The organism is Rhodospirillum rubrum ATCC 11170 (genome assembly GCF_000013085.1).
In the GTDB taxonomy this organism is placed as follows: Bacteria; Pseudomonadota; Alphaproteobacteria; order Rhodospirillales; family Rhodospirillaceae; genus Rhodospirillum; species Rhodospirillum rubrum.
In genome coordinates this window covers 3488780-3503080 of record NC_007643.1, presented here as the reverse complement: position 1 = coordinate 3503080, position 14301 = coordinate 3488780, and the positions used below count along the sequence as shown (strand labels likewise).

10 protein-coding genes and 1 tRNA gene are annotated in these 14301 nt (G+C 67.8%); 1 reads left to right on the top strand and 10 read right to left on the bottom strand.

The window, feature by feature from the left end:
* The 10 genes from RRU_RS15700 to gph form a co-directional block, all read right to left on the bottom strand.
* Positions 1-3111, bottom strand: coding sequence for a hybrid sensor histidine kinase/response regulator (locus RRU_RS15700; RefSeq protein ID WP_162470628.1), 3111 nt, complete (start codon positions 3109-3111; stop codon positions 1-3).
* A 186-nt stretch (positions 3112-3297) separates the two neighbouring features.
* The gene (locus RRU_RS15695) at positions 3298-3696 is read right to left on the bottom strand and encodes a tellurite resistance TerB family protein (RefSeq protein ID WP_011390786.1); all 399 of its coding nucleotides are present in this window, start codon (positions 3694-3696) and stop codon (positions 3298-3300) included.
* Positions 3697-3893: 197 nt separating this feature from the next.
* Positions 3894-5600 carry a methyl-accepting chemotaxis protein gene (locus RRU_RS15690; RefSeq protein WP_011390785.1) on the bottom strand — a complete coding sequence of 569 codons (1707 nt, stop codon included), beginning with the start codon at positions 5598-5600 and terminating at the stop codon, positions 3894-3896.
* Between the two features lie 163 nt (positions 5601-5763).
* Positions 5764-8547 carry an ATP-dependent DNA helicase gene (locus RRU_RS15685; protein ID WP_011390784.1) on the bottom strand — a complete coding sequence of 928 codons (2784 nt, stop codon included), beginning with the start codon at positions 8545-8547 and terminating at the stop codon, positions 5764-5766.
* Between the two features lie 48 nt (positions 8548-8595).
* Positions 8596-9027, bottom strand: a complete 432-nt coding sequence (locus RRU_RS15680; RefSeq protein ID WP_011390783.1) for a thermonuclease family protein — start codon at positions 9025-9027, stop codon at positions 8596-8598.
* Positions 9028-9237: 210 nt separating this feature from the next.
* The gene (locus RRU_RS15675; RefSeq protein WP_014626499.1) at positions 9238-10110 is read right to left on the bottom strand and encodes a DMT family transporter; all 873 of its coding nucleotides are present in this window, start codon (positions 10108-10110) and stop codon (positions 9238-9240) included.
* Positions 10111-10395: 285 nt separating this feature from the next.
* Positions 10396-10947, bottom strand: a complete 552-nt coding sequence (locus RRU_RS15670) for an ATP-binding protein (RefSeq protein WP_011390781.1) — start codon at positions 10945-10947, stop codon at positions 10396-10398.
* A gap of 53 nt (positions 10948-11000) precedes the next feature.
* On the bottom strand, positions 11001-11366 hold the full coding sequence (locus RRU_RS15665) for an MmcQ/YjbR family DNA-binding protein (protein ID WP_011390780.1): 366 nt from the start codon (positions 11364-11366) through the stop codon (positions 11001-11003).
* 407 nt (positions 11367-11773) lie between these two features.
* Positions 11774-11848 (bottom strand) — tRNA-Val (locus RRU_RS15660).
* 84 nt (positions 11849-11932) lie between these two features.
* Positions 11933-12703, bottom strand: coding sequence for a phosphoglycolate phosphatase (gene gph / locus RRU_RS15655; protein WP_011390779.1), 771 nt, complete (start codon positions 12701-12703; stop codon positions 11933-11935).
* 213 nt (positions 12704-12916) lie between these two features.
* On the opposite strand from gph, the gene glmU reads away from it, so the two are divergent.
* Positions 12917-14257 carry a bifunctional UDP-N-acetylglucosamine diphosphorylase/glucosamine-1-phosphate N-acetyltransferase GlmU gene (gene glmU, locus RRU_RS15650; protein ID WP_014626497.1) on the top strand — a complete coding sequence of 447 codons (1341 nt, stop codon included), beginning with the start codon at positions 12917-12919 and terminating at the stop codon, positions 14255-14257.
* Positions 14258-14301 lie beyond the last annotated feature (44 nt).

Here is a 14301-nt window from a genome sequence, read left to right as displayed (position 1 = left end):
TCAAGCCCGGGGGGCGGTCGATCGCTCCAGGGGGTGGCCAAGGGCGCCGGTCAGCGCCGCTTCAAGCTGGCTGTCGAGATAGGGTTTTCCCAGAAACCGCAGGCGTGGATCGTCGCCGAAGCGGGCGTCGATTTCCGAACGGTCATAGCCCGAGGCGATGACGATCGGCAGACCGGGAAGGCGCTGGCGCAGGGTTTGGGCCAGATCGTCGCCGCGTCCATCGGGCAAGCCGATATCGATCACCGCGACATCGGGGGTGGCGGCGCTGGCCTGGGCCAGGGCGTCGGCCACGCTGTAAGCTTGATCGACCGCGCAGCCCAGCGACAGCAGCAGATCGGCGGCGGCGAGGCTGACCAAGGGATCGTCTTCGACCAACAACACGGTTACGGGGCCTTGCGGGGCGGACGATTGGGGGGCGGGGCGGGGCGGAAGCACCTCGTGAACCTTGAGCGCCAGGGCGGTGAAGGAAAACGGCTTGGTCAGCAGCGCCATCCGGGGGGCGAGGGGAACATTGCCGTTCAGGGCGTCGCGGGCGTAGCCGGTGGTCAGCACCACGGCGAGATCGGGGCGGTTCCGCCGCGCCAGCTCGGCCAATTGGCGACCGTCCATTCCTCCGGGCAGACCGATATCGGTGAACATCAAGGCAACATCGGGATGGGCGGCCAAGTGCCCAAGCGCCTCGGCGCCATTCCCGGCTTCGATCACCTGATAGCCCAGTTCGCGCAAGGACGCGGTGGAATGGGCCCGCACCGACGGGTCATCCTCGACCACCAGCAGCAGGATCGACGGATCGCCCGGCGGGGGCGTGATCTCAAGTCCGCCCAGGGCGGCGGGCGTCTCGTCGCGGTCACTCTCCTCGGGAAGCGGCAGGGCCCCCTCAAGACGGGGCAGCAAGATGGTCACGGTGGTCCCCTGGCCCGGTTCGCTTTCTATGCCGATATGGCCGCCGGATTGCTTGATGAAGCCATAGGCCTGCGACAGGCCGAGGCCGGTGCCCTGGCCGACATCCTTGGTGGTGAAAAAGGGATCGAAAACCCGGGCCAGAACCCCGGCCTCCATGCCCTTTCCCGTATCGGTGACGCGCAGGGCCGCATAGGTTCCCGGCGGAGCGCCGGCGGGATTGCCCTTTGCCGGGCGTTTTTCGGCGGTCGGAGCCTCGATCACCAGATCGGCGGTGGTTTCAAGGATCAACCGTCCGCCCGTGGGCATGGCGTCGCGGGCGTTGAGCGCCAGATTGAGCACGACGCTTTCAAGCTGGTTGGCATCGGCGAGCACGCCGACCGGCACCATCGACAGCCGGGTGTCGAGGGCGATTTTTTCGCCGATCGTCCGGTGCAAAAGGTCGATCAGCCCCAAGGTCAGCCGGTTGAGATCAAGGGGGCGCGGATCAAGGGGCTGGCGTCGGGAAAAGGCGAGAAGGCGCTGGGTGAGGGCGGCGGCCCGCTCGGCGCCCAGGGTCGCCCGCTCGACCAGGGTTCTTACCCGCGCCGGGTCGGGGGGCGACGCTCCGTCGATGTGGCGGATCAGGGTTTCCAGATTGCCCAGGATGATGGTCAGCAGGTTATTGAAGTCATGGGCGACGCCGCCGGTGAGCTGACCGATGACCTCCATCTTCTGGGCTTGGCGCAGGGCCTCCTCGGCCCTTTCGCGCTCGGCGGTCTGGGCGATCAACTGGCGATGGGCCTCGGCCAATGCGTCGCGGGCCTGTTTCTCCTCGGTCACGTCGCGGCCGACCATATAGAACAGGGCGCCGTGGGCAACGATCGTCCAGGCGATCCAATGATAGGTCCCGTCCGAATCGCGCAGACGGTTTTCGAAGCGCAAGGGGGGGCCTTGGGGTTCCATGGCCCGCAAGGCGGCGGTGCTCGGCTCGCGGTCGTCGGGATGGACCAGCAGGCTCATCGGCGCGCCGACCAGCAGCCTTTCGTCATGGCCAAGCAGGGTTTCCCAGGCCGGGTTGACGGCCTTGATATGGCTGTCGGCGGTTCCGACCGCCATCAACTCGCCCGAGACCCGCCACAGCCGGTCGCGTTCGCCGGTTCGCTCCTCCACCATCTTTTCCAGGGTGTCGGTCAGATGGAGGAATTGGGCTTCGATGGCTTGGCGGTCGGCGATCTCGCGTTGCGCCTCGCGGTAAAGCCGGGCGTTATCGGCGGCGACGCGGGTCAGATCGTCGGCGCGCTCGCGCTCGCGTTCAAGAATGGCCGCCGTGGTCAGGGCGCTGGAAATCTGCCCGGCCGCCAGATCGATGACCTTGCGGTATTCGGCATCGGCGGCGACCAGCGGGCAGACCGACACCACCAGAACCCCCATGGGCCCCTGCTCGGCGGTAAGCGGCACGCCTAACAGCCGTTGGGGGCCGCCATCGCCGCCCCCTTCCCACAGCACGGGACGCCCTTCGCGGCGAACCCGTTCCAGGATCTCGGCAAAAGGCGATCCCTCGGTCGTCCCCGTCGCCTGGGGTCTTGTCCGGGGGGCGGGGTCGGTGGTCGCCACCAGAACAGGCTTGCCGTGGCTGCCATGGCGGTAGATGGCGGCGCGGGAAACGTCTTGGGCCAAATGGCCGGCGATGGCCGCCAAGGCGGCCTTGGGCAGCGCCTCGCCAAGCGACAGGGGGCCATCGCTGCGCGCCAGGGTGGTCGACAGGGCGATGGATAATTCGCGCAAGGCGGCCAGTCGGCGCTCGGCGAAGACACGGGCGGTCGTTTCGGTGACCGTGCAGAACACCCCGGCGACCTCGCCGTCCGCGCCCGGAACCGGATCATAGGAAATGTCGAAATAAACCTGCTCGAGAAAGCCGTGGCGGTTTATCTGGAAGGGGTAGTTGTCCGCGCCAAAAGCCCGGGCCGTAAGCCGCACTTGGCCGAGCATCGGACCCAGGGTATCCCAAAGCTCTCCCCAGTTTTCCCGGGCCGGACGGCCCAGGGCCCGGGGATGCTTGCCGCCGATGGTCGGGGCATAGGCGTCGTTGTAAAGCGCCACCAGGTGCGGACCCCAGAACAGCACGATTTGGGCTTTGGAGCGCAACAGCATGCCGACGACGGTGCGCAGGGGGCTTGGCCAGCCACTGACCGGCCCCAGCGGCGAGGAGTCCCAAGGAAAGGCCGCCATCAATCGGCCCATGTCTCCGCCTTGCGAAAACAGGTCCCCCCAGGGCGTTTCGGATGTCGGCGCGGTCGCGATGTCTGCCTCCTTCTGCCCCACGAGATGGTCTCCTCTTTCTGCCTGCGTGTTTCCTGGAGACCGGGGGACGGGGGGCGGCGGGCGCCCCCCCCCTCTGCTTATCCGATCGCCGGTTCAGGCGACGGTGAAACGGGCCCGGGTGCCGCGCTCGATGGCGGCGGCGGTCAAACGGTCGATCTTCAGCCCGTGGCGCATCAATTCGAGAAGACGCAATTCCTCTTGTCCCAGCGGGCCGTCGGCGGCGGCGACATCGCAGGCGATGGCATAGGCCGTTTCCTTGAGACGCGGCGACAGACTGGCGTCGATCAGGGCGATCGCCTTGTCCAGGCCCTCGTCAAGAAGTTCGACGCAGGCGCTGGCGACTTTCGGCAGATCGTCGATGTTGAAATCGCGAAAAACGGGAAGCGTTCTAACAATATCGCCGATGACGCGCAATTCATTGTCGGTCATGTCCTTATCGGCGGCAGAGGTGAGTACCATTCCATAGATCAGCGCCGCGTGAGTATTAAGCATGAGGTCCATTCCTGGTCGGGAAGCCGGAGGCGTTTGGGGCTGGCGGGGAAAACCCGCTAGAAGGGGAAAAACAGTATAACCGCCGTCCGGGCATCCGGTTGCGTTATCTGACAAGCTTTCCCGCCTGTCGGCCTGGAAGGTCAAGGGAGACCCGGGTCCCGGACGGGGGAGGTCGGCCCCCCCGAGGGAGCGAAGCGCTAGCGGCGAACGGCCGTCAGGAAGCTTTCGACGGAGTGCGAGAGCAGGTCCATCTGGGCCGAGAGCCGCGCCGTCGCCTCGTTCAAGGCGCGCGAGGCCCGGCTGGTCGCATCAGAGCTGTCGCGGACCGCTCCGATCTGTTCGGAGACCACGCCGGTCGCCGCCGAGGCCTGCTCGGCATTCCGGGCGATGCCGCCCGAGGCGGCGCCCTGCTGTTCGACGGCGGCGGCGATCGAGGCGGCCATCGCCTCCATGGTATCGACGCTGCGGGCGATCGATCCGATGGCGGCCACCGACTGGCGGGTGACGTCGTGCATGGCGTCGACCTGTCCATGGATCTGCTCGGTCGCCTTCTGGGTCTGGCTGGCGAGGGTCTTCACTTCACCCGCCACCACGGCGAAGCCCTTGCCGGCATCGCCGGCGCGCGCCGCCTCGATCGTGGCGTTGAGCGCCAGCAGATTGGTTTGGGCGGCGATGGCGGTGATCAGCGCCATCACCTCGCTGATGGCGTCGGTTGCCGTTTGCAGGCCGCCGATCAGCTTGTTGGCGCCCTCGGCCTCGCGGGCGGCCAAGCCGGCGGCTTCCGACGACCGGGCGGCCTGGGCCGAGATTTCGCGGACCGAGGCCGAAAGCTCCTCGATCGACGCCGCCACGCTTTCCACGTTGGACGCGGCCTCGGCGGTCTTGGCCGAAACGCCGCTGGTCAACTGGTCCACGGTGCTGGCTTCGTGCTCAAGGTCGGCGACCGCGCCATGGAGAACCTCGACGACGTCGCGCAACGAGGCCATGACCTCGCCGATTGAGCGGTCAAAGCCGATGATCGCCCCTTCGAGATGGGTGCGTTGGCGGGCCTCGTCCTCGGCCTTGAGCTGCAGCGAGGCGCGCAGTCGGGCGGCTTCGTCAACGCCATCGCGCAGGGTGACCAGCGCCCGGCCCATGACGCCGATCTCGTCGGTCGAGGTGGTATGGGGAACCGGGGCGGCGTGGTCGCCGGCGGTGATCTGGCCCATCGTCGTCGACAGATCGGTGATCCGCCGCGAAACCGAGCGGCCAATGACCACGGCAAGGGATAAGGAAACGGCCAGCGCGATCAAGGCCGTCGCCGACATCAGCCACAGCGAGCTTGTTTTGGTCTGCTCGATCTTCTCGACCTGCTCGTCAATCTGGGTATGGACAAGCTCTTCGATGGAATCGGTGAGGGTGGCGAAGCTCTCGAAGGCGGCGTCGAAGGCGACGTCGAGATCGGTTCCGGCCACCGTCTGCCCCCGTCCCTGGTCGCCAAAAGCCTTGTAGCGGCCTTCCGCCGTGACGCGAAAGGCGGCCAGCACCTCGCGCGCCTCTCCAAGCCGGACGCGGACGGCCGGATTGTCGGTCTTCACGAAGGTTTCCTTGGCTTTCGCGCCGCCATTGAGCATGGCCAGCAAATACCAGTCGGCGTCGTCGAGCAGCGACCAGACCTCGGAGATCGACTCGGTCTCATCCCCGGCCATAATCTCTTCGAAGACGAGGTGGGCGCGGGTGGCGGAAATCTTGGTCTCCATCGCCGCATCGGCGAGGGGGGCGAGACCGGTCATCGCCTCATGGGCCAGATCGCCCTCGCGCGAGACCAGGATGATCCCCAGGCTGCTGGAGATGAGGACACCAAGGGTCGCCGCCAGGAAAGCCGCGAACAGCTTCCCCCGAATCGATCGGGTTATCACGCTCATACCAATTCCCCTTGGCCGGACCTGCCGAGCCCGGCGTTCTGCGCACATCCCCCGCAGGAAATGGGGACGATCGGCGCGATCGCCAGGGGAGCAGGCGCAAAAGCGCGGCAAGGATCTTGGGAAATTTTCCTTCTGGCGGCGCCTTGGCCCTACTCCGCCCTGGTTACCGCCCCCGGGGGGAGCCGACGCTTTGGGCAACGATGGCGACGGCGCTGGCGAGGCCGACCCGTTCGATCACCACGCCTTCGGGGAAGGCGCCGCCCAGGCGCGAGGGCAGGCGTGAATCGAGCATGACGAAGACGCCGCGATCGCCGGCCCGGCGGACCAGCCGGCCGAAGGCCTGCTTCAGGCGCAGCCGGGCGATGCGGTCGTCATAAAGGCTTCCGCCCATCGCCTTGCGCCGCGCCTTGTGCAAGATGTCGGGGCGCGGCCAGGGCACGCGGTCAAAGACGATCAGGCGCAGCGAGCGTCCGGGCACGTCCACCCCGTCCCTGACCGCGTCGGTGCCGAGCAGGCAGGCGTCCTCCTCGGCGCGGAAGATCTCGATCAGGGTGCTGATATCCATGGCGTCGACATGCTGGGCGAGCAGGGGCAGGCCCAGGGCGTCCAGGGCCGGGGCGATGCGGGCATGGACGGCGCGCAGGCGGCCGATGGCGGTGAACAACCCCAGCCCGCCGCCGCCGGCCGCGCGGAACAGCTCGCGATAGGCGGCGGAGACCTGATCGAGGTCGTCGCGCTTGACATCGGTGATCACCAGAACCCGCGTGGTGGCGGGGTAATCGAAGGGCGAGGGAACGCTGGCGCGGATGGCCGGGGTGCCCAGATGGGGGGCGCCGGCCCGGGCCTCGGCGCTCAGCCAATCGGCCTCGCCATCGCCGCTGCCGTCGCGCAGCGTCGCCGAGGTCACCACCAGACCATGGGCGCGGGCGGCCAAAGTGGCGGCGAAGGGGCGGGTGGGGTCGATCCAATGGCGGTGCATGCCGATATCGACCTCGCGGCCCTCGCTGCGTTCAAGTTCGAGCCAATCGACGAAATCGGCGGGCGGGTCCTCGGCGATCGAGGCGGCCATATCGCGCCAGACCTGGGCCGGTCCCAGGGCGCGGCGTTCGATCGAGCGGGCGACGCTTTCGATGCGGGCGCGCGTCGGGGTGTCAAGCTCGTCCGCCTCCTCGTCAAGGCGTTTGACCAGGGCACGGACGAAAGCCTTCAGCGGCACGACAAGATCGGTTAGGGCGGCGACGACGGCGCGGGCGTCGTCGAGCAATTCGGGCAGCGGCGGCCGCAGGTCGGTTTCCAGGCCATGGGCGCTTTCGCTTGCCGGGGCGCGGGCCAGCACCTGGGTGCGCGCCGTTGCCAGGAAGCGTTCGATGGCGCCGCGCCCGGTGCCGCCGGCCAGCCTTTGCGCCCAGCCCGGCCCGGGCAAGGCACGGGCGCCATCCAGGGCCTCCTCCAGATCGGCGGCCAGCGGACCGGCTTGATCATAAAGCCCGTCCACCCGACGCCGCAGGCCGCGCGCCCGCGAGCGGTGACCCTCTTCGGCGCCGAGCAGCCAGCGCCGCAATTCGGCGCCCTCGAAGCCCGAAAGATGGGCGGAAAAGGCGCTGTCGGCGGCATCGAACACATGATGCCCCTCGTCAAGGATATAGCGGGTGGGGCGGCTGTCGTCATCGATGCCGCCCAGGGCGGCCTGGATCAGCACCAGGGCGTGGTTGGCGACCACCAGCCGGGCACGCCGGGCCCGGCGCACGGCGCGTTCGATGAAGCAGCGGTCGTAGTGGTCGCACGACGAGAACACGCATTCCCCCCGGCGATCGGCCAGGGCCAGCGAGCGCTCGCGGCCCAGGATATCGACCATCCAGCCGGGGAAATCGCCGCCGACCATATCGCCGTCGCGGGTGGCCTTGATCCAGCGCGCCATCAGGCCAAGGGCCACCGCCTCTTGGGGGGTGGCGCCCAGCCGCCCCACCGCCTCTTCGTAATTGAGCAGGCACAGATAGTTTTCGCGGCCCTTGCGGATCACCACCTTACGCATCTTCTCGGCCGGATCGGGATAAAGCCGATCGAGTTCGCCGTCCAACTGGCGCTGCAGATTGCGGGTATAGGTGCTGATCCACACCGTGCCTTCGTTGCGCTCGGCCCACAGGCTGGCCGGGGCGATATAGCCCAGCGTCTTGCCCACGCCGGTGCCGGCCTCGGCCAGAACCAGGGTCGGCCAATCGGGGGTGGCGCGCGGCTGGAAGGCGACGCACAGCGCGCTGGCGTAATCGGCCTGCTGGGGGCGGGCCTCGGCCCCTTGGCCAAGCAGGGCGGCAAGCTTGGCCCGGGCCTCGGCCGGTTCGACCGGGATATTGCCGGGCGGCGGCTCGGGGGCGTGTTCTGAGACTTCGGGCAGGTCTTTCCACACGGCCAGGGCGCGTGGCGCCCCCGCCGCTCCGCCGCCGTCGCCGGGATCGAGCAGGGCGAGCACGCCGCGCCCCCAGGGCCAGCCGCCGCGCGCCATGACTAGGGCGATGGCATGGGCCTCGCGCTTGGCCTTGTCGGGAAGGCGGCTCAGGTCATCAAGCAGCACCATGGCGGCATGGACCAGGGTACGCGCCTCGTCCTCGGGCGAGGTCGGCAGCGGCAATCCCAGGGCGCGGGCCAGACCGCGCGGCGTGGGGGCGCAGAAGCGGGCCGGGCGGACGAAGGCGTGGAGGTCGAGAAGGTCGTAGCCGGGAAACCACGTCGCCTGCAGGCGCTGGGCGGCGGCGGGCAGGTGGCAGACCATCGGGCAGGCCAGCCGCAGACGCTCGGCGGCGGCGGCCCCGGGCACCAGGGTTTCGATCTCGCCATCGGGCGACAGCATCACCCCGCCCCGCGCTCCGGTCACCAGGGCGGGAACGGGGGGCGGCGCCGGCAGCGGTCGGGCTGGCGGCGCCGGCGGAAGGGGAGGGGGGGGCAGGCTCATGCCCCAGTATAGCGGGGGGCGAGGCGCCCTGTCATCGGCGGTCGGGGGTTATCCGCACCAGCTTGCGCGCGCGCCGCCGCTATAGCTGCGGGCGAAGCCGGCGCGGACCATTTCCGTGGCGATATCCTTGCCGCCCACCCGCACCGTGGCATCGACCCGGCCGCCGTATTTGTCCCAGGCGACCTCGCAGAACTCGGGCTGGCCTTGCGACAACAGATGTTCCAGGTAATCGCGGGCGGCGGTGGCCTGATAGCGTTCCTCGTCGCATTTCGCCCGGATCTCGGCGGTATCGATGCCGCGAATGCGCACGCTGATCGCCGCCAGTTCGGCCGGCGCGCCGGGCAGGGTGGTGTAAAGCGTATCGCCATCATAAACCACCCGCCCCTGATGCTCGCGCAGCGGCCACTGGTAACACTCGGCCCGCGCCAGCGGCGCATGGAGAACGGCAAAACCCAAGGCTAAGGCAACGAACGACTTCATAAGGAAAAAGGCACCTGGTTGGGGACAAACACTCCGGGCGCGACGCGGCGGACCCCATGATCCCGACCCGCGCCAGCCTTGGCGGGCGCCTACTTTAAAGGAGGAGGATGGCCCCGGGCAACCCTTGGGAAAATGCGTCTACCCGTTAGAAGGGAGTGATCCCTGTAGGTAATCTTTTTGAGAAGGGGCGATGCCGGAACGGGGGGCCGATCACGCGCCGCCCAGGGCGACGACCCCGCACAGAAGAACGGCGCATCCCCCGAACCGCCACGCCCCGACCCGCTCCTTGAGCAGAACCATGCCGAGCAAGGCGCCGACCATCATCGACATCTCGCGCAAGGGGGCGGCGATGCTGAGCGGCGCGCCGATATCAAGGGCGGCCAGCACCAGAATATAGGACAGCGGCGAGAGCAGGCCGACGCCGATCGCCAGCGGCCATTTGCCGGCCATGGCCTCACGCGCCCGCCGGGGATTGGCGGCGATGAGCGGCGCGAGAAGCACGACGCGCGCGCCATTGGCAAACCAATCGAGCACGACCGGGGCGATGCCAAGCGTCATCACCCCATAAGCGTCGACAACCGTATAGGAGGCGATCAGGCCCCCCGTCGCCAGTCCCCAGAGAACGCCGCTGGAACCGCCGGGTTTGCGGAACGCCGCCAGCCTGCCCTGGGTCGAAATCAGGGCGATCCCCCCGACCACGGCGATTAGCCCGAAAACGCCCCGGAGGCTTGGTTGCTCGCCAAGAAACACGATGGCGGCGAGGACCGCGAGCAGCGGACCGGTGCCGCGCGCCACCGGATAGACAACCGACAGGTCGGCGACCTGATAGCCGCGCTGAAGGCAGAGGCTATAGCCAAGATGGACAATCCCGCTGATCAGCAGGCAACCGACGACGCTGGCGCTCCAGGCGACCGCCCCTTGGGCGATCAACCAGAGGGCCCAGGGCGCATAGGCCAGGCAGGCGGTGAAGGTGTAGGCGAAGACAAAGGTCGGCCCGGCCGAAGCGGCGCGCTTGGACAGCAGATTCCAACTGGCATGAATGACCGCGGCAAGGACGACGAGAACGAGAGCGAAGCACGACACGAGACCTCCTTTGCCCCGCTGGGGCAACCGGTTGTCTCGACCTCTCCTCCTCTGGGCTTTTCCCCCTCGGGTGCAGCCGTGGCGACTCCCACGGTTTCCGCAACGCTTGGACCAGCGACGACGACCTTCGCCCGGAACCCTAGTTGCCACTCAGTCGATCAAAGCGATCTTATGCCGGGCCTTCGGCCGATGGCAAAACAGAAAGGCGCCGCGACCCGCAATTTTTCTTGAGCAGAGGATAAAAAAGGGGTCGGATCCCTTTACCCCCCTTTTCCCTCCGCCGTGTTAAAGGCGAGGCAGCGCTTCCGCCACGCATTGCGCCAGATCCCCGGTGGGGCGTTCGCCTTGAAGACGAAGGACCGGGGCGGTTTGAGCGCTCAGCCAAAGCTCGTGTTGCTCAAGCGTGCGTCCGGTGAAGGAAGGATCGTCATAACGCGATGCCCAGGCGCGGAACGCCAGATGCGCCTTGTGCATGTCCCCGCCGGGCAGGATGCGCTCGCCATACCGGGTGGCCTCGCGGTGGTCGAGGCGCTGAAGCCGGATGGCGGGGGGCGTGTAAAGAAACACGATCAGATCGACGGTCTCGATCAGGGCGTCCCCCCAGCCGAGGAAGGAGCCCGTCAAGATCCACCCCTCGCTGTCCCTTTGCCGCTTGCCGATCAAGCGGACCCGATCTTCCGGGGGCCGCTTGGTGCTGAACGGGGGATCGGTCGGCATCCAGTAGAAATCATCCACATCCAGGTGCGGAAGGTTCAATCGTTGGGACAGCGCGGCGCCAAGGGTGGAAACACCCGAGCAGGACGCCCCTGTCAGATAGAGGCGGGAGCGATTCGTCACGCGATCTCCTTTCGCGGAAGGCGTGGCTTGCAAAGCGGGGGCTGACCGCCTTTTCAGCAGAGGACTTCAAGGCCCAGTTCACGCCGCTTTTTCTTCGACAAGCCCTGGGCGACGATGGTGTGCGACCGGCGGATGTAGGCTCGCAAATCGTCGTCCGACAAGCCGGGCTGGGCGTAATGCTGGATCCATTTCAACCCTCGGGAGGCCAGATAGGGCGCCGGACGCAGGCCCGGTTGCTCCTTCAGCATCTCGTAGGCGACTTCGCCGGCTTTGAAGACGAAGCTCGGTTCGCCGGTCTCCCATCCGCCGATGGCGAACACCTTGCCGCCAACCTTCCAGACATCGGCGCCGCCCCATTGAACCACATGGGTGGTCGCCGGAAGCGCGCGGCAGAACGCGTTGAAGTCCTCGTAAGTCATGGAATAGTCCGTTGGTGGCGTTATCGGCGATGGATCGCCCTCTCATGAAGGCGCACCGCGATATAGGCGCCGATCACCACGACGGCAGGCATCACTACATAGGCGACAATCATGAGTCCGGTCATGGCAAGCCTCCGAGACGGCGTCGGGCCAGAAGATGAAGCGTGACCGCGGCTGATAGCCAGATAAAACCGCCAGTCGCGAGGGTCTTTCCGCACCCTAAGGCAGTCTCTCCGAGATCGCAGGGGCACGCAGCCATCGGTCCCACTGTCTCATATTAAGCTAAGCGCTTGAAGCCCGGTCCAGGGGGATACGAGGGGCCCTATGCCGCTGGTAGGGCCGCGAGTCCGTCGGTGACCCGGAAAAACGAAAAGCCCCCGAAACGGGGGCCTTGGTCTTGGGTTTTATGGTGGGCGCGACAGGGATTGAACCTGTGACCCCTGCCGTGTGAAGGCAGTGCTCTCCCGCTGAGCTACGCGCCCGCCAGGGGCCCATCGGGCCCGCTGCGAAGCCGGCGGATCGTGCCGGCGCAGGGGGTGGCTTTTAGGGCAGGCGGACCCGGGCTGTCAAGCCGGATTCTCGCTCAAAGCCGGAGTTGCCCCCAGTCGATCGCCCCCAGGCTGGGGAAATCCCAGCCAATCACCCAGGCTGGCGAAATCATCGAAGACGGCGAGGGCGCCCAGGCTGGCCACCGGCTCGCGGCTATAGCCATAGGACATCACCACCACCGGCACGCCCGCCGCCTTGGCGGTGGCGACATCGGTGGGGCTGTCACCGACCATCAGCGCCTGATCGGCCTCCACGCCCAGGCTGTCGAGCAGGGCGCGCAGCGGCGCCGGGTCGGGTTTGCGCTGGGCCAAGGTGTCGCCGCCGACCACATCCATGATCGGATCGGCGAGGCCCAGGCCTTCCAGCAGGGCGCGGGCCGGGCCTTCGGGCTTGTTGGTGCAAACCCCCAGGCGGATGCCGCGCGCCGCCAGGGCGCCGAGCAGGGCCAAGGCGCCAGGATAGACGCTGGCGCCGGCCAGCGGGTCGGGGGCGTAATGGGCGAGAAAGCGCGCGAGCCGGGCTTGCGTTGCCGTGTCATCGGCATCGTCGGCCCGGCCAAGGCCATAGGCGGCGAAGGCGCGCGCCACCAACAATCCGGCCCCTTCGCCGACCATGCGTTTGACCGCCGCTTCGTCCAGCGGCGCCAGATCATCCTCGGCCAGGGTCTTGTTCAGGGCGTCGGTCAGCCCGGGCAGGCTGTGGACCAGGGTGCCGTCGAGATCGAAGATCACGGCCTTGGGCAAGGGGAAGGGCCGGGGCGGCGGGGGGGGATGGACGGAGGCGGACATCGGGGACTCCCTGAAGACGGCCCTGTAACGGACCGTAATAAAGTTTGATTTTGTGCGCTGCCGAAGCCTGTGGCACCTTGCGGCCACGAAGGATGGGGCGCCTCCGGGCCGGGAGGGGGTCTGGTGATCGCCGCCGTTCCCCCGCCCATCGTCGCCGCGCCTGCGCTTCCTGCCGCAGACCCGGATCCCGCAACAATAACCGCTGGTTTTCCGATGACCAAGACCGCAGCCGTCATTCTCGCCGCCGGACAGGGCACGCGGATGAAATCCGCGCTTCCCAAGGTTCTCCACCCGCTGGCCGGCCGGCCGATGGTCGCCCATCTGATCCACGCCCTGGGAGCGGTGGCGCCCAGCCGCACGGTGGTGGTTATCGGCCCGGGGATGGAAAGCGTGGCCGATCGCGTCGCCCCGCTGCCCACCGTGCTGCAGGCCGAGCGCCTGGGCACCGCCCATGCGGTGGCCCAGGCCGGGGAAGCCTTGGCCGGTTTTGACGGCACCGTGCTGATCCTGTATGGCGATACGCCGCTGATCACCCCGGAAACCCTGACCCGCATGGTCGAGGCCCGGCTGGCCGCCGAGGATCCGGCGGTGGTGGTCCTAGGCTTCCGTCCGGCCGATCCCTTGCAGTATGGCCGGCTGATCACCAGCCCGGCCGGCTTGGAGGCGATCGTTGAATACAAGGACGCCACGGCCGAGCAGCGGGCGATCGGCCTGTGCAATTCCGGGGTGATGGCGGTCGATGGCCGGGTGTTGTTCGCCCTGCTCGCGGCGGTGGGCAACGACAACGCCAAGGGTGAATACTACCTGACCGATATCGTCGCCCTCGCCCGGGGGATGGGCCGCGCCTGCGCCGTGGTCGAAGGTGCGGCCGAGGAACTGCTGGGCGTCAACAGCCGGTCGGAGCTGGCCGCCGCCGAGGCGGTGATCCAGGGCCGGCTGCGCGAGAAGGCGATGGAGGGCGGGGCGACCCTGACCGCGCCCGAAACCGTGTTCTTCAGCGCCGATACCCGCCTGGGCCGCGATGTCAGCATCGGCCCCTTCGTCACCTTCGGCCCGGGCGTCGAGATCGGCGATGGCGTCGAGATCAAGGGCTTTTGCCATATCGAAGGGGCACGGGTGGCGGCAAAGGCGACGCTGGGCCCCTATGCCCGCCTGCGGCCCGGCGCGACGATCGCCGAGGGCGCCCATGTCGGCAATTTCGTTGAGATCAAGAACAGCGCCGTCGAACAGGGCGCCAAGGTCAATCACCTGACCTATATCGGCGATGCCCGGGTGGGGGCGCGGGCCAATATCGGCGCCGGCACCATCACCTGCAATTACGACGGCTTTGGCAAATACCATACCGACATCGGCGAAGGCGCCTTCATCGGTTCGAACACCGCCCTGGTGGCGCCGGTGAGCATCGGCGCCGGGGCGATCATCGGCGCCGGATCGACCATCGCCCGCGATGTCGAGGCCGACGCCCTGGCCCTGACCCGGGGCCCCCACGAGGTCCGTCCCGGCTGGGCGGCCAAGTTCCGCGCGCATATGCGCCGGCTGACCGGCAAAAATTAGCTCGCGGGGGTTCCCCGGCGGTATTTCGTGTTTTCTAAGGAGTG